This window comes from Salinicola endophyticus (genome assembly GCF_040536835.1).
In the GTDB taxonomy this organism is placed as follows: Bacteria; Pseudomonadota; Gammaproteobacteria; order Pseudomonadales; family Halomonadaceae; genus Salinicola; species Salinicola endophyticus_A.
This window is the reverse complement of the sequence record NZ_CP159578.1, coordinates 3,953,198-3,973,403: the sequence shown is the minus strand read 5'-3', so window position 1 is coordinate 3,973,403 and position 20,206 is coordinate 3,953,198. Positions and strand designations below refer to the sequence as shown.

The 20,206-nt window shown below is 67.4% G+C and carries 19 protein-coding genes; 14 read left to right on the top strand and 5 right to left on the bottom strand.

What is annotated here, in order from left to right:
* Positions 1-14: 14 nt before the first annotated feature.
* Both ABV408_RS17930 and ABV408_RS17925 read left to right on the top strand, forming a co-directional pair.
* Positions 15-551, top strand: a complete 537-nt coding sequence (locus ABV408_RS17930) for a gamma carbonic anhydrase family protein (protein WP_353980238.1) — start codon at positions 15-17, stop codon at positions 549-551.
* Positions 552-555: 4 nt separating this feature from the next.
* Positions 556-879: a thioredoxin family protein gene (locus tag ABV408_RS17925; protein WP_353980237.1), complete on the top strand. Its 324-nt coding sequence runs from the start codon at positions 556-558 to the stop codon at positions 877-879.
* A 163-nt stretch (positions 880-1,042) separates the two neighbouring features.
* Here ABV408_RS17925 and ABV408_RS17920 read toward each other — a convergent pair whose 3' ends face one another.
* Complete coding sequence (locus ABV408_RS17920; protein WP_353980236.1) at positions 1,043-1,624, bottom strand: gamma-glutamylcyclotransferase; 582 nt, start codon at positions 1,622-1,624, stop codon at positions 1,043-1,045.
* Positions 1,625-1,823: 199 nt separating this feature from the next.
* Here ABV408_RS17920 and ABV408_RS17915 point away from each other — a divergent pair, with 199 nt between their 5' ends.
* Entirely contained in the window at positions 1,824-2,693 is an 870-nt protein-coding gene (locus ABV408_RS17915; RefSeq protein ID WP_353980235.1) for a sulfite exporter TauE/SafE family protein, read from the top strand.
* Between the two features lie 37 nt (positions 2,694-2,730).
* Here ABV408_RS17915 and ABV408_RS17910 read toward each other — a convergent pair whose 3' ends face one another.
* The 3 genes from ABV408_RS17910 to ABV408_RS17900 form a co-directional block, all read right to left on the bottom strand.
* Positions 2,731-4,086, bottom strand: coding sequence for a nucleobase:cation symporter-2 family protein (locus ABV408_RS17910; protein WP_353980234.1), 1,356 nt, complete (start codon positions 4,084-4,086; stop codon positions 2,731-2,733).
* Positions 4,087-4,378: 292 nt separating this feature from the next.
* Positions 4,379-4,837, bottom strand: a complete 459-nt coding sequence (locus tag ABV408_RS17905) for a YkvA family protein (RefSeq protein WP_353980233.1) — start codon at positions 4,835-4,837, stop codon at positions 4,379-4,381.
* A gap of 247 nt (positions 4,838-5,084) precedes the next feature.
* Positions 5,085-5,360 carry a hypothetical protein gene (locus ABV408_RS17900; protein ID WP_035475106.1) on the bottom strand — a complete coding sequence of 92 codons (276 nt, stop codon included), beginning with the start codon at positions 5,358-5,360 and terminating at the stop codon, positions 5,085-5,087.
* Between the two features lie 291 nt (positions 5,361-5,651).
* On the opposite strand from ABV408_RS17900, the gene ABV408_RS17895 reads away from it, so the two are divergent.
* The 9 genes from ABV408_RS17895 (at position 5,652) to ABV408_RS17855 (ending at position 16,979) form a co-directional block, all read left to right on the top strand.
* Positions 5,652-6,218 carry an isochorismatase family protein gene (locus tag ABV408_RS17895; RefSeq protein ID WP_353980232.1) on the top strand — a complete coding sequence of 189 codons (567 nt, stop codon included), beginning with the start codon at positions 5,652-5,654 and terminating at the stop codon, positions 6,216-6,218.
* Positions 6,215-7,189, top strand: coding sequence for a helix-turn-helix domain-containing protein (locus tag ABV408_RS17890; protein WP_353980231.1), 975 nt, complete (start codon positions 6,215-6,217; stop codon positions 7,187-7,189). Before ABV408_RS17895 ends, ABV408_RS17890 begins: the two co-directional genes overlap by 4 nt.
* Before the next feature lie 152 nt (positions 7,190-7,341).
* Positions 7,342-7,875 (top strand): VOC family protein, encoded by a 534-nt coding sequence (locus ABV408_RS17885; protein ID WP_353980230.1) that lies wholly within the window; start codon positions 7,342-7,344, stop codon positions 7,873-7,875.
* A 104-nt stretch (positions 7,876-7,979) separates the two neighbouring features.
* On the top strand, positions 7,980-8,582 hold the full coding sequence (locus tag ABV408_RS17880) for a TetR/AcrR family transcriptional regulator (RefSeq protein WP_353980229.1): 603 nt from the start codon (positions 7,980-7,982) through the stop codon (positions 8,580-8,582).
* Positions 8,583-8,644: 62 nt separating this feature from the next.
* On the top strand, positions 8,645-9,028 hold the full coding sequence (locus tag ABV408_RS17875; protein ID WP_353980228.1) for an antibiotic biosynthesis monooxygenase: 384 nt from the start codon (positions 8,645-8,647) through the stop codon (positions 9,026-9,028).
* Between the two features lie 222 nt (positions 9,029-9,250).
* The gene (locus ABV408_RS17870) at positions 9,251-10,474 is read left to right on the top strand and encodes an MFS transporter (RefSeq protein ID WP_353980227.1); all 1,224 of its coding nucleotides are present in this window, start codon (positions 9,251-9,253) and stop codon (positions 10,472-10,474) included.
* A gap of 155 nt (positions 10,475-10,629) precedes the next feature.
* Positions 10,630-12,294, top strand: coding sequence for a phosphoglucomutase (alpha-D-glucose-1,6-bisphosphate-dependent) (gene pgm / locus ABV408_RS17865; protein ID WP_353980226.1), 1,665 nt, complete (start codon positions 10,630-10,632; stop codon positions 12,292-12,294).
* A 187-nt stretch (positions 12,295-12,481) separates the two neighbouring features.
* Positions 12,482-14,578 (top strand): methyl-accepting chemotaxis protein, encoded by a 2,097-nt coding sequence (locus ABV408_RS17860; protein ID WP_353980225.1) that lies wholly within the window; start codon positions 12,482-12,484, stop codon positions 14,576-14,578.
* Positions 14,579-14,888: 310 nt separating this feature from the next.
* On the top strand, positions 14,889-16,979 hold the full coding sequence (locus ABV408_RS17855) for a methyl-accepting chemotaxis protein (protein ID WP_353980224.1): 2,091 nt from the start codon (positions 14,889-14,891) through the stop codon (positions 16,977-16,979).
* A gap of 45 nt (positions 16,980-17,024) precedes the next feature.
* Here ABV408_RS17855 and stpA read toward each other — a convergent pair whose 3' ends face one another.
* Positions 17,025-18,335, bottom strand: a complete 1,311-nt coding sequence (gene stpA / locus ABV408_RS17850; protein WP_353980223.1) for a glucosylglycerol 3-phosphatase — start codon at positions 18,333-18,335, stop codon at positions 17,025-17,027.
* Positions 18,336-18,576: 241 nt separating this feature from the next.
* Between stpA and ABV408_RS17845 the strand changes: the two genes are divergently transcribed.
* Together ABV408_RS17845 and ABV408_RS17840 are read left to right on the top strand one after the other, a co-directional pair.
* Positions 18,577-19,065 (top strand): pyridoxamine 5'-phosphate oxidase family protein, encoded by a 489-nt coding sequence (locus ABV408_RS17845; RefSeq protein WP_035475094.1) that lies wholly within the window; start codon positions 18,577-18,579, stop codon positions 19,063-19,065.
* A gap of 111 nt (positions 19,066-19,176) precedes the next feature.
* On the top strand, positions 19,177-20,196 hold the full coding sequence (locus tag ABV408_RS17840) for a CNNM domain-containing protein (RefSeq protein WP_353980222.1): 1,020 nt from the start codon (positions 19,177-19,179) through the stop codon (positions 20,194-20,196).
* Positions 20,197-20,206: the final 10 nt, after the last annotated feature.

Below are 20,206 nucleotides of genomic sequence, written 5' to 3'. Positions count from 1 at the left end.
CTCTGGAGTCCGCCATGCCGCTATACGCCTATCGCGATCATCGCCCCCAGCTCCCTGCCAGCGGTCGCTACTGGATCGCCCCCGGGGCGCACGTGATCGGGCGTGTCGAGCTCGGTGACGACGTGGGTATCTGGTTCAACGCGGTGCTGCGTGGCGACAACGAGCGCATCGTCATCGGGGCCGGCAGCAATATCCAGGAGGGCTGCATGCTGCACACCGACCCGGGCTTCGTGCTGCGCGTCGGCGCCGGCTGCACGGTGGGTCACCACGCCATCCTCCACGGCTGCGAGCTGGGCGACCATACCCTGATCGGCATGGGCGCCACGGTGCTCAACGGTGCCAGAATCGGCAAGCACTGCCTGGTCGGCGCGGGTGCTCTGGTCACCGAGGGCAAGCAGTTCCCCGACGGGTCGCTGATCGTCGGCGCGCCGGCCAAGGCGGTGCGCACCTTGGACGCCGAGGCCCGCGCTGCGTTGGAAGCGTCCGCCGAGCACTACGTCAAGCGCTGGCAGGCGTTCGCCGACGACCTCCAGCTGCTCGACGAGGAGTGAGGTCATGCTGCCCATCGATTACGCGCCCCAGGCCCCCGAACTCGCCGCGCTACGTGAAATGCGCGGCCCGGCGGTGATCGAGTTCGGCGTCTCCTGGTGTCCTTGGTGTCAGGCGGCGCAGCCACTGATCGCCGAAGCCTTCGCCGGCTTCGAGGCGCCCTATTTCAAGGTCGAGGATGGCAAGGGGCGGCCGCTGGGGCGCGCCTTCGGGGTCAAGCTGTGGCCCACCTTGATCTTTCTGCACGACGGTGAAGAGACCGCGCGGCGGGTGCGACCGGCCTCTACGGAGAGCCTGCACGAGGCCTTGGCGCAGCTCGCCGACGTCTGAGTCCCGCGGCGGATCGCTGCCGTGCTGCCTGCCACCGCGCTGCTGGCTACCCGCGCTCTCCATTCTTCGACTTCCCGCCCGTCCTCACGCCTCTATCGCCTGTCTTCTTCGCTTGGCTGAGGTCGGTTCTCTGCCCGGCGCGTTCAGTGCCGAGCCATCGCCATCAGAGCGTCGTCTCCAGGGCGTGCAGTTCGCGCTCCAGGGCAAACACGTGGGCGTCGTCCCAGCCCAGCTCGCGCAAGGCCTGGGCGAGATTGAGCAGATAGTCGCGGTTGGGCCCGCTGGGGCCGTGTGAGTCAGCGATCTGACGCGCGATCTCGGCCTCCGACGCCGGGCCCAGATAGGCGGCATTGTCGGCCCCGGCGAGATAGACCACACCCTCCGCCGTGGCCGGCGTGGCGCTGTCCATGAAGTCCATGCGCGTGACCACGCGCAGATAGCCGTTCTTCTCGCGGATATCCAGCGGCTCGAACACCCGCGGTGCGATGCGGTAGGCCATGCCGTGGCAGATCGCGTCCGCCTGCTCGGCCAGGGTCAATACGCGCCCGGGCGCCTCGGGTGTCCCGCGGTGGTCGTGGGAACCCTGCCAGAAGCGCCGGGTCCAGCCGCGGATCGCGGCCGGGCGGCGTTCCAGATAGTCGAAGTCCGCCTTCCAGATCAGCGAGCCGTAGCCGAACAGCCAGACCGAGTCGTGGCCGTCGAAGTGGGTCATCTGGCGGTTGTACGCGGTGGTATCGAAGGACATGGCGCCGTCTCGTCGGGTGAGTGGAAGTGACATCGTCGTCATAGCGGCAGACTCGATATGCATATCGGAAATCGAGATTGTCACACCTGACGGGAGCTCCGTTATATTGATCGCGTTTCTTATATCATTTCAAGCATAAGCGTCGAGGTCGAGTGGGTTCCACCCCGGCGTGAGCGCGGCAACTTCCCGGGAGAGCGGCATGCAGCGTTTGATCATCTTCGGTATCGCCGGTTTCATCGCCCAGCTGGTGGATGGGGCGATCGGCATGGGGTATGGACTGACTTCTTCATCAATGCTGCTGGCGCTCGGGGTCACCCCGGCGGTCGCCTCGGCCTCGATCCACATGGCCGAGGTGGCGACCACGGCGGCGTCGGGGACATCCCACTGGCGTTTCGGCAACGTCGACCGCCGCCTGGTCAAGACCATGATGCTGCCGGGCGGTGTCGGTGCCTTCGTCGGCGCCTGCTTTCTCAGCAACGTGCCCGGCGATGCGATCAAACCGGTGATCTCGCTCGGACTGCTGCTGCTGGGGCTCTACATCATCGCCCGCTATCTGTTCGATCTGGCGTCGCGGCAGCCGAGTCGTGACGTCTCCCGCGCCAAGCTGATCCCGCTGTCGCTGGTCGCCGGCTTCTTCGACAGCGTCGGTGGCGGCGGCTGGGGGCCGATCTCCACCCCGGTGCTGCTGGCCCACCGCGGCATCGAGGCGCGCAAGGTGGTGGGCTCGGTGGATACCAGCGAGTTCTTCGTCACCGTCGCCGGCACGCTCGGCTTCGTGCTGGCGCTGGGGCTCGACGACATCAACTGGCAGTGGGTGGCGGTGTTCGCGCTGAGCGGCCTCGCTGCGGCGCCGCTGGCGGCGTGGATCGTGCGCCTGCTGCCGGCGCGACTGCTGGCGGTGATCGTCGGCGGGGCGATCGTAGTGGTCAACGCACGCACGCTGCTCGGCGCGCTGGGCGTACACGGCGAGCCCGCCTCCCTGACGCTAGGCCTGCTGGGGCTGGGCTGGGTCGCGCTGGTGGCGATGGCGGTACGGCGTCATCGGGCCAGCGCGGCGGCGCTCTCCTGAGAGTCAGCGCTGGTGAGCCTGCGCCTGACATGCTGCCTCAGGACGATGATCGGCCCGGCAGCACCAGGTTGAGCACGATCGAGACGATCGCCCCGGGGATCAAGCCGGAGTCGATCAGCACGCCGATCTGCTCCGGCGCCGCGGCATACAGCCCTTTCTGTGCCGGCAGCCCGATCGCCACCGCCAGCGAGACCCCGACGATCAGCATGTTGCGCTTATCGAAGGTGGCGTGGGAGAGCATCTTGACCCCGGCGCTGGCGATCATGCCGAACATGATCACCACCGCGCCACCCAGCACTGCGGCGGGGATCGCCGAGACCGTCGCGCCGAGCTTGGGCACCAGCCCGGCGACGATCAGGAAGGCGCCTCCGATCGCCACCACGAAACGGCTGGCGACGCCGGTGAAGGCCACCAGCCCCACGTTCTGGCTGAAGCTGATCTGCGGAAAGCCGCCGAACAGCGAGGCGAAGGTGCTGGCCAGGCCGTCTGCCATCACCCCGCCGGAGAGTTCACGCGGGGTGGCCTCGCGCTCGGCGCCGCCGATCGCTGTCCCCGAGATGTCGCCGATCGACTCGGCGCAGGTCACCACCGCCATCAGCGCGATCGCCAGCATCGCCGTGGGGTCGAAGGTGATCCCCATCTGCAGCGGGATCGGTAGCTGGAACCAGGCCGCCTCGCCCACCCCCGAAAAGTCGAGCAGGCCCAGTGGCGCCGCCGCCACGCAGCCGACCAGGATGCCGATCAGCACCGCCGCCTCGGACAGAAAGCCGCGCCCGAACTGATGGAAGGCGACGGTGATCACGAACACCAGCGCTGCCAGCAGCAGATGGTGGGGGGCGCCGAAGTCCGCCGCGCCGAAGCCTCCGCCGACGTAGGAGAAGCCCACCGGCAGCAGCAGCAGGCCGATCAGCAGCACGAAGGTGCCCGACACCACCGGCGGAAAGAACACGCTCAGGCGGCGGTAGAACAGCCCCACCATGGCCATCGCCAGCCCGCCCACCAGCGCGCCGCCGAACACCGCAGGCAGGCCCTGGGTGGTGGCGATGGGGATCATTACCGGCACGAAGCCGAAGCTGGTACCCATGACGATCGGCAGGCGCGCGCCCACCGGCCCCAGACCCAGCGTCTGCACCAGGGTGGCGACCCCGGCGACGAACATCGCCATCTGCACCAGGAACACGGTGTCCGCTCCCGAGAGCCCGGCGGCGCCCGCGATCACCAGCGGCACCGTGGCGTTGGCGACGAACATGGCGAGTACGTGCTGGATACCCAGCGGGATCGCCTTGCGCAGCGGTGGCAGGTAGTCGACATCGCGCAGGCGCTCGGCGCCGCGTGTCTGCGGATGGGAGGCGTTGGGGGAGCTGGGCGCGGGGGCGGCGCTGTCCTGGGTCATCGTTGTCTCCGACGGCATTGTTGTTGGTGCTGACCTTATAGGGGCGGCAGCGCGCGATCGCGATGCCCGGCTCCAATCTAGCGGTTTTGCCGGTCGATGTAGACTTTCGATTTAGAGTCCATGTCCCACACCTCTGACGATGGGCGCCGGGGGCAGGGCAAAGCGAGGGTCCTTTGCCAGGGGTGGCAAAGGTAGCGCCCAGGGAGGCACAGCGCCCTCGCGACGCGCTGCCGCCGGAGAAGCCCGGTTGTGAAAGGCGCTTAGCAGGACCAGAGCAGGCGGTAGCCGGCCCTCAGCCCGGCGGTGACTCGGACGACTCGGGCCACCAGCGCGCCAGCACCGCTGCCGCCTGGCGCTCCACCTCTTCGTCGATATAGATCGAGACCGCGACCAGCGCCGCCGCCAGCACGCTGGCATCATCGGTGAAGCCGACGCCGGCGATGACATCGGGGATCGCGTCCAGCGGCGAGATAAAGTAGCCCAGCGCGCCGATGATGGTCGACTTGGCCCAGATCGGCACGTCGGGGCGTTTGAGCACGAAGTAGAGCTGCAGCGACTTGAGCGCCACGCCGCGCCCCGCGCGGCTGCCGAAGCGTGCCAGCTTGCGCCAGAAGCGCGCATCGCTATAGGCCTCGGCATGCTCGATGACCACCGCCTCAGGGTCGGTCATGGGCGCTGGCGTGTCGTGGGTCTCCGGCGTGGCGGGGGTGGCTGCCGGTGGCGTACGGCTGAAGCGGGGTAGGCGGGGCATGGCTGGTTTCCTCGTCGCGGACGCTGAGAGGGTGTCTACAAAATGTCTGCGCTCGACAATACGGCGTTGAAATCGGCTTCAAAATGCTCATTTACCCTTTGTAAACTGCGCTTTTTCGGCCGATTTCGCCTTGTCTTGTCTTGTCTTGTCTTCGCTCGCCGAATTTGTAAACGCCCTCGGAGACCGGGGCTGTGATTCTAGCCAGGAGTCCCCGCCCGCGCCTAGCCCCGCGCGGGCGGGCGCTGCCTCAACCCTTGACGCCGCCGGCGAAGTCCAGCGACAGCCGGATCGGGGTATCCAGCGGCAGCTTGACCACCGCCAGGGCGTGCTCGGTCATGCGCCGGATCAGTTGCTCGTAGGCTTCACCGCCTTCGTCCTTGATCGCCTTGACCTGATTCTCCGAGAGGTTGTCGCTGCCCAGCTGGTTCTTGGCGGCGTGGCGCAGCGTCTCGCCGGTCTCGCCGGCGGCGAGCTGGTGGAATTCGTCGCGATCCATACCATCGTTGTGCAGTGTGATCTCCATGGCGCTCTCTCCCTTGTGTGAGGCGTGACTTCCGTGTGTGGCTTGTGCCGTCTCGTCGAGCGGCGTGACGTCGCCGCCCACGCTACACAACGTAGAAGCCGGGCGGGCAGGGCACAACTCGCGTGTCAGCGGCGCCGATGCCTCGTCACGCGACGGTGCTTGTGGCACCTGACATCGAAAGGTCCGAAAATGTCCGCTATCCGGGCGCCCACGCCCTGGTGGCCGGCGTGGGCAAGCCCCTAGTCTGAACGCTCTGGCCGCTTCGGCCCTATCCTGTTCGAGGAGTTCGTCATGCCCGCCACCGCCCTGCTGCTGATCGATGTTCAGGCGTCTTTCCCGGCCCGAGACTACTGGGACGAGGCGCTCGCCGAGCGCTGGCGGCCGCACCAGCGCCGCCTGCTCGACCTCGCCCGCGAGACCGGCGTGCCGCTGGTGCGTATCTTTCATCAGGCGCCGGGCAGCGCGACGCCTTTCGACCCAGAGAGTGGCCTGATTCGTCCGCTCGCCGGCTTCGACGATGACGCCGACGTCACCTTCCACAAGACCGCCCACAACGCCTTCAGCGATACCGGCCTCGAGCGCTGGTTACGGCTCAACCGCATCGAGCGCCTGGCGATCAGCGGCATCCGCACCGAACAGTGCTGTGAAACCACGGCGCGAGTCGGTTCGGACCTGGGCTTCGCGGTCGATTTCGTCAGCGAGGCGACGCTGACCTTCCCCATGTCCCGCGCTGGGCACACCTGGAGCGCCGCGGAGATTCGCGCGCGGACCGAGCTGGTCCTCGAGGGGCGGTTTGCGCGGATCGTCGATGTCGAGACGCTGGCCACGGAGTGGCGCGGCGCACGCGAGGCCGCGTGAGCGCGGTGGTGGCGGGTGCTGACCTGCGGGTCGGGGTGCTGATGCTGCCCGGCCAGGTGCCGCTGGACCTGGCCGGGCCGCTGCAGGTGCTGCTCAGCGCCTTGCAGTTGGGCGCGCCGCTGGAACTGCGCTTCTTCGGCCCACAGGCGTCGCTGCCGTGGCTGGGGCCGCTGGCGCTGACGGGCATCGAGGCGCTGCCCGAGGCACCGCTGGCGCTCGATCTGCTGGTGGTGCCGGGGCAGTACCGGGCGCACATCGACAGCGCGCTGCAGCGCCACGCCGGCGACTGGCTGCAACGGCAGGCGCCCGCCTGTCGCACCCTGATGGCGGTCTGCTCCGGGGCGCTGCTGCTGGCCACGACAGGGCTGCTCGATGGCCGCCGCTGCACCACGCATCACAGCCTGCTCGACGAATTGCGCCGGCTGGCGCCGCTGGCCCGGGTGCGCGGCGACTGCATCTTCGTCGAGGATGGCCGCTATCTCACCAGCGCCGGGATCTCCACCGGCATCGATACCATGCTGCACTGGCTGGCGCTCAACCAGGGACAGCGCCTGGCCCAGCAGGTCGCGCGGGAGCTGGTGATCTACTGGCGGCGTAGCGGTCAGGAGCCGCAGCTCGGTATCTGGCTGGAAGGGCGCAATCATGTCGAGACGCGCATTCATCGACTGCAGGACGCGCTTGCCGCCGATCTCGCCCGGCCCTGGTCGCTCGCGGAGATGGCGCGAGTCGCTACCCTCGGCGAGCGCCAGCTGCGGCGACGTTTCGCCGCCCTGACCGGGCTCTCGCTGGGCGACTATCTGGCACGCCTGCGCCTGCAGCAGGCGCGTCAATTGATGAACGAGACAGACTGGAGCCTGGCCTGTATCGCCGAATGCAGCGGATTCGGCGACGATCGTCAGTTGCGGCGAGTATGGCAGCGCTTCGAGCACGGCTCGCCCGCGGCCTGGCGTCGCTCGCAGGCGCGTTCCTGAGCGCGCCGTCGCAATGGCTCCCCAGGTGATGTGCGGTGAAGCGCTGGATATTGAGGGGGTTAGACCACTGGTCTAAACTGGTTGGACCACTGGTCTAAGAGCGTCCTTTCCGGTGCCATCAGACCAGCCCCGGGCGTCGAGGAGAATTACGTATGCGCTGGCGCGGTATCAACCACCTGGAGCTGTCGGTCATCGATTACGAAGCATCGGTGGCGTTCTATGATCGGCTGTTCGGCTGGCTGGGCTACACCAGCTTCTGGACGCTCGATATCGGTTATCGCTCCACCTACTACATGGCACGTTTCCCGCTTCCCCACAGTTACATCGGCCTGCAACCTGCGCAGAGCGGTGGAAAACTCGACCACGCCGCACGCGCCACCGGCATTCATCATGTGGCGCTGTGGGCGGCATCGCGTCGAGAGATCGTGCGATTTCATCGCGAGTTCCTGCTGCCGCAGGGTATTCCGGTGAGCGAGCCGCCGGCGGAATATGCGGTCTATGCGCCGGGCTACTATGCGGTATTCTTCGACGACCCGATCAACGGTATCCACTGGGAGCTGGCGCACATCCCGCGGTTGCCGACGCCGATGGCCTATCTGCGCTGGCGTCGCGCCATGCAGGCAGCGCTGGCGGGCAGTGCAAGAGGACCGCGTGATACGCTACGCCGCCTGCCTGGTCGTGGCTGACGCCCGCCCCCGCTCACCCTTTGACCGACGTTCGAGATGTCATGCCCGCCACATCCTCCCCCTCTACCGTCAGGTCGCCCAGACGCACCCACCGCGAGCGCTTGATGTCGCTGTCGCCGGCCCAGCGTGCGCAGTTGCTCGACCCGGCGGAGGCCGAGTTCGCCCGGCACGGGTACGCCGGTGCGTCGCTCAACCGGGTGCTGGTCGCGGCGGGCATGAGCAAGGGCCAAGCCTACCATTATGTGCGCGACAAGGCCGACCTCTACGCGGCCACCATCGAGCGCGCCCTGCAGCGACTGATCGAGGCCGTCGATTACCGCGTGGGGGAGCCGACCGAGGCGGCGGTATTCTGGCAGCGTATCGAGCAGCTGTTCGCCCGGATCAGCCAAGTCTTGCTGAGTGATGAGCGGCTGGCGGCGCTGGCCTGTGGCATTCACGAAAGCGAGGCCACGCGGGCGGCGCTGGATGCCTCTCAGCTGTCGCTGCGGCGCCTGTTCACCGCACTGATCGCGCATGGGCAGACGCTGGGCGCGGTGCGTACGGATCTGCCTCAGAGCCTGTTGATGGACCTGCTGTTCGCCCTGGCGGTGGAAGTGGACCGCTGGTTCGCGACACATTGGTCCGCACTCGATGCCGACGAGGCGCGACGTCTGAACACGCGGGTCATCCGAATGCTGCGTGATCTGGCTCGACCGCCTGCCGAATGAGCGGGCGGCGATGGCTGAGCGCTGTCAACCATTGTCTGACGAAGGAGCAGGGAGCGACCGGCATGATTGTCAACACACCCGCCGCGCCATACTACGCGGTGATCTTCACCTCGCTGATGGGCGACGACACGGCTGGCTACGCGGCCATGGCAGATAAAATGCTGACGCTGGCTCGGGCCCAGCCCGGCTTTCTGGGCGTCGAGTCGGCGCGGGAGAGCATCGGCATCACCGTCTCCTACTGGACCGATCTCGACGCGATCCGCGCGTGGAAGCGTGATATCGATCACCGCGAGGCCCAGCGTCTGGGGCGGGAGCGCTGGTACGCGGCCTATCGCACGCGTATCGCCCGGGTCGAGCGCGACTACGGTTCAGCAGAGAAGGGCTCAGCAGAGCAGGGATTAGCAGAGAAGGGCTCAGCAGAGCAGGGATTAGCAGGGAAGGGGTGAAGAGAACGGGGCAGACGTACAAGGGGGAGATGAGCAGGATCGAGCCGGGCATGGTCGAGACGGCTGAGCGCCACCGATCGATTCTCGGAGTTTTGATCAAGCATTGTGGATTTTCATCGATAGTGGGGTCTCGCCTAATACTTTAGTCTTGCCGGCATGCCCGGGCGTTGGCGTTGTTCCTGCCACGCCTGCTTTTCAGACCCCTCGTCGAAGGATGCCGCCATGTCGACTCCCTTACCCACTGCCCAGCCGGCGCCGCCCTCGCGCTGGTTCGCGGTAATCGCTCTGACCCTGGGGGTATTCAGCCTGGTGATGGCCGAGTTCCTGCCAGCCAGCCTGCTGACGCCGATGGCCGACTCGCTGGCGATCAGCGAAGGCCAGGCCGGCCAGGCCGTCACGGTGACGGCGGTGGTCGCGCTGCTGTCGGGGTTGCTGGTGGCCTCCGTCACCCAGCGACTCGATCGTCGCCATGTGCTGCTGGCGTTCTCGCTACTGATGATCGCCGCCAACCTGACCGTGGCGTTCGCCCCTGGCCTGGCCTGGTTGCTGCTCGGCCGGGTCCTGCTGGGCATCGCTCTGGGTGGGTTCTGGGCGCTCTCCGCCGCTACCGTCATGCGACTGGTGTCGGAGCACGACGTGCCGCGTGCGCTGTCGCTGCTGTTCGCCGGTGTCCCCATCGCCACCATCAGTGCCGCGGCGCTGGGTAGCTATCTCGGCGATCTGTTCGGCTGGCGTGACGTTTTTCTGCTGGCGACGGCGATCTCGGTGCTGACGCTGATCTTCCAGTACCTCACCTTGCCGCGCATGACGCCGGAGCGTCCCACCCCGCTTGGCACGCTGGTGAGCGTGATGAAACGACCGGGCATGATGGTCGGCATCGTGGCCATCCTGCTCGTGTTCTGTGGCCATTTCGCCTTCTTCACCTATGTCCGTCCATTTCTCGAGGGCGTGTCGCACATGGGGATCAATGCGCTTTCATCGACGCTGCTGGCGTTCGGGGTGGCCAACTTCGTCGGCACCTTGGCCGCGGGGTATCTGCTGGAGCGCAGTCTACGCCTGACGCTTTTGCTGATGCCTCTGGTCATGGGCTCGCTGGGCTGGTTGCTGGCAACGCTGGGCGGCTTCTCGCCGGGAACCGATGCTTTCATGGTCGCGCTGTGGGGCTTCGCCTTCGGCGCGGTGCCGGTGGCCTGGTCGACCTGGATCACCCGGGTGGTGCCGGACGAAGCCGAGAGCGGAGGTGGCCTGATCGTGGCTTCGATCCAGCTGGCGATCGCCCTGGGGGCGGCCGTCGGCGGGGTCATGTTCGATCTGAGTGGCGTGCTTGGCGTGTGCGCCACCGCCGGCACGCTGCTGCTGGCCGGCGCGGCGCTGGTGCTGGCGGGGGTGAAGACGCGGCCGGTGGTCGCTGCGGAGTGCGGCGGGCAGGGCTCGGCCTGCGGCTGAACGTGTCGCGATGTCCCGCGCCGCTTCGCGCCAGGCATTGACGGGTAGCGGCGCGGGGAGTCTTGCTTGTCGGCTGGCGACAGTGGTCTGCTATAGGGAATCTGGCCGGCACGTGCGTGTCAGACCCTATCCCAGGCCATCGAAAGGAACCGACGATGAGTATCGACCCCCAGGCAGGACGCTTGCCGGACCCGCACAGCCTCGCCAATCTGCCGCGGCTGGTCTCGCGCTACTACAGTGAGCGCCCCGACGCCCATGATCCGGCCCAGCAGGTCGCCTTCGGTACCTCCGGCCACCGCGGCTCGTCGCTCAAGCGGAGCTTCAACGAGTGGCACATCCTGGCCACCACCCAGGCGATCTGCGAGTACCGCGAGGCCCAGGGCATCGATGGGCCGCTGTTCATCGGCATGGATACCCACGCGCTCTCCGAGCCGGCGTTCGTCTCCGCCCTCGAGGTGCTCGCCGCCAATCGGGTCGCGGTGCGGATCGACGCCGGCTGCGAGGCGACCGGCTTCGAGCCCGGCTACACCCCGACGCCGGCGATCTCCAACGCCATCCTCTTCTACAACCAGGGCCGCCACCACGGCCTGGCCGACGGCATCGTCATCACCCCGTCGCACAATCCGCCGGTGGATGGCGGCTTCAAGTACAACCCCACCAACGGTGGCCCGGCCGATACCGGTGTCACCAAGTGGATCCAGGAACGCGCCAACGAGCACCTCGCCGACGGCCTGCGCCAGGTCCAGCGGGTGAGCTACGCCGAGGCGCTGGCGGCACCCACCACCCAGCGTTTCGACTATATCGAGAGCTATGTCGGCGGCCTCGACAAGGTCATCGACATGGCTGCGATCCGCGATTCCGGGCTCACCTTCGCGGTCGATCCGCTGGGCGGTGCCGGGGTGCACTACTGGCCGCGTATCGCCGAGAAGTACGACCTGCCGCTGGAGGTGCTGTCGACCACGGTCGACCCGACCTTCCGCTTCATGCGCGTGGACTGGGACGGCAAGATCCGCATGGACTGCTCCTCACCCCACGCCATGGCCGGGTTGATCGAGAACAAGGATCGCTTCGACGTCTCCTTCGCCTGCGATACCGACCACGACCGCCACGGCATCGTCGCCCGCTCCACCGGGCTTTTGAACCCCAACCACTATCTCGCTGTGGCCATCGAGTACCTGTTCACCCATCGCCCTCACTGGGGCGACCAGGCCGCCATCGGCAAGACCCTGGTGTCGTCGTCGATGATCGATCGCGTCGCCGAGGGCCTGGGGCGCGAGGTCACCGAGGTACCGGTGGGCTTCAAGTGGTTCGTCGATGGCCTGATCGAGGGCAGTCTCGGCTTCGGCGGCGAGGAGTCCGCGGGGGCGTCGTTCCTGACCCTGGAGGGCCAGCCGTGGTCGACCGACAAGGATGGCATCATCCTCGGTCTGCTCGCCGCCGAGATCACTGCGGTCACCGGGCAGGATCCGGGCGAGCGCTACCGGGCGCTGACCGAGCGCTACGGCGCGCCCGTCTACCAGCGTGTCGATGCCCCGGCCACCCGTGAGCAGAAGGCCCGGCTGGGCAAGTTGTCGCCGGAGCAGGTCACCGCCGAGACGCTGGCTGGCCATCCGATCATGCGCAAGCTGACCGAGGCGCCGGGCAACGGCGCTGCCATCGGCGGGCTCAAGGTGGTGACCGAGGCGGGCTGGTTCGCCGCGCGCCCCTCGGGTACCGAGGACGTTTACAAGATCTACGCCGAGAGCTTCGAGGGCGAGGCGCATCTCACGCGTATCCAGCAAGAGGCCAAGGCGCTGGTCGACGCCGTGCTCGCAGGCTGAGCCGGCAGGCGGTGGCATCGCCACCGCCCGGTATGCCTTCCCTCAGGCGACTTGCGCCGCCGCGCGATCTCTCGGCGACAGTGGCTGTTCCCCGGGCCTAAAGTTACTTTGGGTCCGGGCGATATCCCCCCTGAATCGATTCGTTGCCGCTCGTCGAGCGGCGCCTCTCGCTGTCGGGGAACCCCTCATGCATTTCAAGTCCATACGTACGCTGGTCACGCTACTGGTGGGGGCGTGTATCGTCTTCGTGGTCGCGGCCATGGTGGCTTACACCGTCTATGCCAACGCGCGCTCCCAGGCGCTGGTGGACGCGCGCACCGACGCGCTGCTGACCACGGGGATCCACGAGCGCCTGAAAACCGTGGCCGGGCGCGAGGCCGAGCGTATCGAAGCACCGCTCGAGCACGCCCTGACCCTGGCGCGCTCGCTCGCCAACACCAATGCACTGATGGGTGCGGTCGACGAGCAGGGTCGGCGGCGACTGTCGCTGAGCCGTGACGGTCTCTCCAACCTGGTGCGTCAGACCGTGGTCGACAACCCCGACCTGCTCGACGCCTTCATCGGCTGGGAGCCCAACGCCTTCGGCAACGATGCTTACTATCAGGGCCGCGAGGACGCCGGCTACGGCAAGGATGGACGTTTCATGCCGTGGTGGTATCGCACCGCCGACGGCAAGATTGCGGTGCTGCCGCTGGGCGATACCCTGGACAGCGCCCAGGTGATGCCGAGCGGGATCCGTGAGGGCGAGTACTATCTCTGCCCCAAGGAGACCCGCAAGGTCTGCATCATCGATCCGGCGCCTTACGACTACAACGGCAAGACGCTGATGGTGACCTCGTTCAACGTCCCGATTCTGGTCGACGGCGAGTTCCGCGGCAGCGCCGGGGTCGATCTCTCGGTCGACTTCATCCAGGGCCTGCTGAAAGACGCCAGCAGCGCGCTCTATGACGGCGCCGGCGACTGGACGCTGGTCGCCCCGCGCGGCGGGATCACGGCCTATACCGATGACCCCCAGGCGGTGGGCAAGAATGCCAGCGAGGTGTTCGATGCCAGCATCAATGCGCTGCTCGATCAGGCGCGTCAGGGCCAGCCGGCGCTGCGTGAAGAGGGCGGCCAGATCGAGATGGCGTGGCCGTTTCATGTCGGCCCCGCTGACGGCAAGCCCTGGATACTGATGATCCGCCTGCCCGAGAGCGTGGCCATGGCCGGGCTCACCGACCTGCAGCAACAGCTCGCCGCCCAGCGCCATCACGACACCCTGGCGATGCTCGCAGTGGGCGCCGGGCTGGCCGCGCTGGGGCTGCTCGTGAGCTGGCTGCTCGGCGGCAGCCTGTCTCGGCCGCTCAAGCGGCTGGCGCAGCGCATGCGCGAGATCGCCTCCGGCGACGGCGACCTGACCCAGCGGCTGCCGGTGCGCGGGCGCAACGAGAGCGCCGAACTGGCAATCCAGTTCAATGCTTTCGCCGAGAAGATGCAGCAGGTGCTGATCGAGGTGCGCGATAGCAGCGACTCGGTCAAGCACGCCTCGCTGGAGATCGCCAGCGGCAGCGAGGACCTCTCGCGGCGTACCGACTCGATGGCGGCGAGCCTGCAGCAGACCTCGGCCTCGATCGAGCAGATCACCGGCACCGTGGAGCATACCGCGCACTCGGCACGCGAGGTCGACAAGCTGGCCGTCTCGGCCACCGAGGCGGCCCAGCGCGGCGGCGAGGTGGTCTCCAGCGTGGTCCAGACCATGGACGAGATCGAAACCTCGTCGCGTCAGATCGCCGAGATCGTGACCACCATGGACAGCATCGCCTTCCAGACCAACCTGCTGGCGCTCAACGCCTCGGTGGAAGCGGCGCGTGCTGGCGAGAATGGCCGCGGATTCGCGGTGGTGGCGCAGGAAGTACGCAACCTTGCCAGTCGCAGCGCGGATGCGGCGCGTCAGATCAAGACGCTGATCGACGCTTCCGCCGAGCGCACCCAGACCGGCGCCCAGCGGGTGCGCGACGCCGGCGCGGCGATGGACGAGATCGTCGCCAGTATCGCCCGGGTCAACGGCGTGCTGGGCGAAATCACCGCGGCCACCGGCGAGCAGAGCCAGGGCATCGGTCAGGTCAATCTGGCGGTGGCCGAACTCGACAGCGTGACCCAGCAGAACGCCGCCATGGTGCAGCAGACCGCTACCGCGGCGGCGGCGCTGCAGCAGGAGTCGCAGCGCCTGGCCGAGACGGTGGGTGCCTTCACACTGGATGCCACGACCGCCGCGCGCCCGGCGCTGGGCCGAGCCGGCAGTTGAAGTGACCGTGAAACGCAAAGAACTGAACTGAAACGACTTGAACTGACACGAACTGAACTGAAACCGTAACGGCCGGGGCGTGCGCCCCGGCCGTTTGTCATTGTCGCCCCTCCTTTAATCAAGCGGCGCCTAAAGTTTTCTTCGGGCGCGGCGATATCCCCATAGACGCTGCCGTGTTGATGCCCTGTAAGGTGATTCGGGGCAGCGCGGCCGGTGCCAGCCAATATCAAAAAAACAAGCTGACTCGATCGGTGTGAGCCGATCGACCGTAGCACCACGGGGGCTACTGCCTTCTCCAGGGGACTCTCTCATGCACTTCAAATCCATACGTACGCTGGTCACGCTGCTGGTGGGGGCGTGCATCGTCTTCGTGGTCGCGGCGCTGGTGGGGTACACCGTCTACGCCAATACGCGCTCGCAGGCGCTGGTAGATGCGAGCACCGATGAGCTGGTGACCGCGAGTGTTCGTCAGCGCCTGAGCGCAGTGGCCGGGCGCGAGGCCGAGCACATCCAAGCCAAGCTCGATCACGCCCTGACCCTGGCGCGCTCGCTCGCCAACACCAATGCACTGATGGGCGCAGTCGACGAACAGGGCCGGCGGCGGCTGTCGCTGAGCCGTGACGAGCTCTCCAACCTGGTGCGCCAGACGGTGGTCGACAATCCCGACCTGCTCGACGCCTTCATCGGCTGGGAGCCCAACGCCTTCGGTAACGATGCCTACTATCAGGGCCGCGAGGATGCCGGCTATGGCAAGGATGGGCGCTTCATGCCGTGGTGGTATCGCACCGCCGACGGCAAGATCGCGGTGCTCGGACTCGGCAGCTCGATGGAGAGTGAAAAGCCGATCCCGGGCGGCATCCGTGAGGGCGAGTACTACCTGTGTCCGAAAGAGACCCTGAAACCCTGTGTGGTCGACCCGCACCCCTTCGACTACAACGGCCAGACGCTGATGGTGACCTCGTTCAACGTGCCGATCCTGGTCGACGGCGAGTTCCGCGGCAGCGCCGGCGTCGACTTCTCGGTCGACTTCATCCAGGGCCTGCTGAAGCAGAACAGCCAGGCTCTCTACGACGGCGCCGGCGACTGGACGCTGATCGCCCCGCGCGGTGGGATCACCGCCTATACCAAAGCCCCCGAGGCCGTGGGCAAGCCAGCCGGAGAGGTGTTCGATGCCAGTGTCAATGCGCTGCTCGACCAGGCGCGCCAGGGGCAGCCGACGCTGCGTGAGAACGCCGGCCAGATCGAGATGGCGTGGCCATTCCATGTCGGCCCGGCCGACGGCAAGCCCTGGATACTGATGATCCGCCTGCCCGAGAGTGTGGCCATGGCCGGTATCAACGATCTGCAGCAGCAGCTCGCCGCCCAGCGCCATCGCGACACCCTGGCGATGCTTGCGGTCGGCGCCGGGCTGGCCGCGCTGGGGCTGCTCGTGAGCTGGCTGCTCGGCGGCAGCCTGTCGCGGCCGCTCAAGCGACTGGCGCTGCGCATGCGCGAGATCGCCTCCGGCGACGGCGACCTGACCCAGCGGCTGCCGGTGCGCGGGCGCAACGAGAGCGCCGAGCTGGCGATCCAGTTCAACGCCTTCGCCGAGAAGATGCAGCAGGTGATGATCGAGGTGCGCGACAGCAGCGACTCGGTCAAGCACGCCTCGCTGGAGATCGCCAGCGGCAGCGAGGATCTCTCGCGGCGCACCGACTCGATGGCGGCGAGCCTGCAGCAGACCTCGGCTTCGATCGAGCAGATCACCGGCACCGTGGAGCATACCGCGCACTCGGCACGCGAGGTCGACAAGCTGGCCGTGTCGGCTACCGAGGCGGCCCAGCGCGGCGGCGAGGTGGTCTCCAGCGTGGTCCAGACCATGGACGAGATCGAGGCCTCGTCGCGTCAGATCGCCGAGATCGTGACCACCATGGACAGCATCGCCTTCCAGACCAACCTGCTGGCGCTCAACGCCTCGGTCGAGGCGGCGCGTGCCGGCGAGAACGGCCGTGGCTTCGCGGTGGTGGCGCAGGAAGTGCGCAACCTCGCCAGTCGCAGCGCAGACGCGGCGCGTCAGATCAAGACGCTGATCGACGCCTCCGCCGATCGCACCCAGACCGGCGCCCAGCGGGTGCGCGACGCCGGCGCGGCGATGGACGAGATCGTCGCCAGTATCGCGCGGGTCAACGGCGTGCTGGGCGAGATCACTGCGGCCACCGGCGAACAGAGCCAAGGCATCGGTCAGGTCAATCTGGCGGTGGCCGAGCTCGACAGCGTGACCCAGCAGAACGCCACCATGGTGCAGCAGACCGCCACCGCCGCCGCCGCGTTGCAGCAGGAGTCGCAGCGCCTGGCCGAGACGGTGGGGGCGTTCACTCTGGATGACACCGGTGGTAACAGGCGCCCGGCCCTGGGTCGCTAGACCTGAATCACTAGACCTGGATCGCGGGATCGATGGTGCGGCCGATCAGTCGGGCTGGGGGGGCCTGGCCCGGCGCTGCCGGGCCAGCTCGCAGAAGAAATCGACGTACTCGATATGGCCACCGGCAAAGATCACATCGAGGCGTAGCGGGTCGTCGGGATCGCTGATGCCGGCCAGCGCCGGCCACGGCGAGACGCCGGGGTCCCTGGCGTGACGCGCCAGCCGCTCGGCGTCGACCCGGGCACGTGCCACCTCGCCACCGCTGCTGTCGACGAACAGCACCCGGTTGGGGCGCGCGAAGGCGTGCCCCAGCTGCTGCACCAGGGTCAGGAAACCCCGATCGCTGCCGCCCCGCTGTGGGGTGTCGTCCTCGCTGGTGCTGACCGAAGTGAGCGTGTCACCGACCCCGACGATCATCGGCATCAGCGCCGGATCGAAGTGCTCACGCGCCAGCGCCAGCAGCGCCTTCGGCTCGCGCGGGGCCTGGCGTGCGTCGAACGTCTCCCCCAGCGGCGCCACTCCGGTACGTGCCTGGTAGTAGCGATTGAGGATCGCCAGCACGCCGCTCTCCTTGACCGCCCCCCGCAGCATTAGCTGGAAGTCCGTGGTGCCTTCCGCGGTACCCAGGCGCGGGCGCTCCTGGCCTGAGTCGTCGCGCCCGGCGTTGGGCGCGTAGTGGATGAAGAAGGCGTCCTCGAGCCCTGCCGCCGCGGCCGCTGCCAGACGCGCCTGCATGAAGTCCACCACCGCCTCCTGCAGCCGCCAGTAGGGCTCGGGCGTTGCCTGCCAGTGGCGGCGGAAGACATTGAGGTTGAGCGTCGGCGAGGCGAGGTTGTCGAGCACGGCCGCGGCGATCAGAGGGGCACGCGTCGCGGCGTCCAGGGCGAAGGGCGGACGAGCCAGGCAGTGATCGAGAAAGGTTTCGGCCGCGACCGGAAAGCTGGCCAGAAAGTCGAGCTCTGCGGCGCTGACGCCGGGGTGCGACACGCGCCCGAAACGGTCCTGCCACTGGACCCCGCCGGCGGCCAGCCCGGGCAGGTAGCAACCGCGACGGCGCGCCTCGGCGGGGTCGTCGAAGTTCGCCTCCACCAGCGCGTTGACGCCGCGGGCGCCGACGTGTTCGCCGTTGGTGAGCACGAAGAAGTGCCCCGCCAGCTCGCCGGCGGCCTCAAGGTAGCGGCGCGGCAGCTGCCGGGTCAGCGGGTCGTCGACCAGCCCCATGCAGACGCCATCGAGATCCTGGATGATCAGCAGGTTGGCACTCGCCGCCAGGGCCTGGCCCAGCTCGGCGTGGTCGAGCGAGAAGGGGCGGGGAGTAAGAGACAGCGCGGCGCTGGGGGGCTGCGGGTCGGTCATGGCGTGGGCGGGCTCCGAGGTCGATGCGTGGCCTGATTGCGGGCGCCAGGCGGCGGTGCGGCAAACACGATGGCTTGAGTATAGCCCCCGCCGCGGAGGGGCTCAGCCCGAGGGTACGGTGGACTTTGCTTAGCCGGCGCCGCGCAACTAGGCTCAAGGAGCCGCCGAACCTTCGGCGGCCACGCCCGGATGGCGTGTTGTCCGGTTCGCTTGCGGACCCCCACGGTGACAGGAGGCAAGGATGTCCAGCCCCGAACACAAGCAGAAGATCTGGCAGCTGATCGACGATATCAAGGTCGGCATGCTGGTGACCCTCGACGACGGCGCACCCCGCGCCCGACCCATGCATCTGGTCCAGGATGCCTACGACGGCACGCTCTGGTTCTACACCCGGCGCAGCGCCGAGAAGGCGTTCGAAGCGCAGAGCGACCGCGACGTCTGCATCACCTTCTCCGATCAGAAGCACGGGGTCTATGTGTCGATGTCGGGCAAGGCGCGCCTGCGCGACGATGCCGAGCTGATTGACAAGTACTGGAACCCGTTCGTGGCGGCCTGGTTCGAGGGCGGTCGCGAAGACGACGATATCGCCATGCTGGAGATCGATATCGACTTCGGCGAGCACTGGCAGGCGCGCGAGAGCAAGGCTTTCCAGCTCTACGAGATCGCCAAGGCCAACGTGAAGAAGGACCACAAGCCCGATATGGGCGAAAACGAGAAATTCGGCCACTGAGCGTGACCGTGCGCCGCCGCCGTGCGCTCGGCGGCGGCGACTTCCGGTCGCCTTGACACGGCCCGGCCGAGTCCCGATAAAGAGTGCTCACTGGTCACATAGCGAACCCCCATGCTCCTGCTGACGGCTTTCGTCGTTCTCTCCATCGGCTTCTCGTTTCTGTGCTCGATTCTCGAAGCCGCGCTGCTGTCGCTGACGCCCAGCTATATCGCGCAGCTCCAGGACACGCGGCCCAAGCTGCACGACTCGCTCAATGCGCTCAAGTCCAATATCGACCGCCCGCTGGCGGCGATCCTGACGCTCAATACCATTGCCCATACGGTCGGGGCGACCGGGGTCGGCGCCCAGGTGGCGGTGGTGTTCGGTGACGCCCACGTGGCCATCGCCTCGGCGCTGATGACCCTGGGCATCCTGGTGTTTTCCGAGATCATCCCCAAGACCATCGGCGCCACCTACTGGCGCACGCTGGCGCCGATGCTGCCGCGCATACTCAAGTTCATGGTGTGGCTGCTGCTGCCGTTCATCTGGCTGTCGGAGATGATCACCAACCGCATCGCCAAGAACGAGGGCGATATCGACATGCGCGGGGAGATCAAGGCGCTGGCCAGGATCGGTCTCGAAGGCAAGGCGCTGGACGCCGACGAGGCGCGCACCATCACCAATATTCTCAACCTCCACGAGATTCCGCTGAAGCGGGTGATGACCCCGCGCACCGTATGCATGACGGTGGTGCCGGACATGACCGTGGCGGAGTTCGACCGCGACTACGGCAAGACCCAGTTCACCCGCTTCCCGGTCATGGATGGCGCCGAGCAGGCGCTGGGTTACGTGCACAAGGCCGACACCTACCACGCCGAGGACGAACAGCGGCTCAAGGCGCTGATGCACCCGATCGCGATGGTCGACGAGAGCGACAGCGTCGAGCATGTCTTCACCGCCATGCTCAACGACCACAACCACATCCGGGTGGTCTACGACGACCACGGCAGCTGGGTGGGGCTGATCACCCTCGAGGACGTGCTCGAGACGATCCTGGGCCAGGACATCGTCGACGAGACCGACAACGTGCGTAACCTGCGCAAGTACGCCCGTCAGCGCTGGCTCAAGCGGCTGCGCCCCCAGGGCGAGTGAGCGCAAGAGA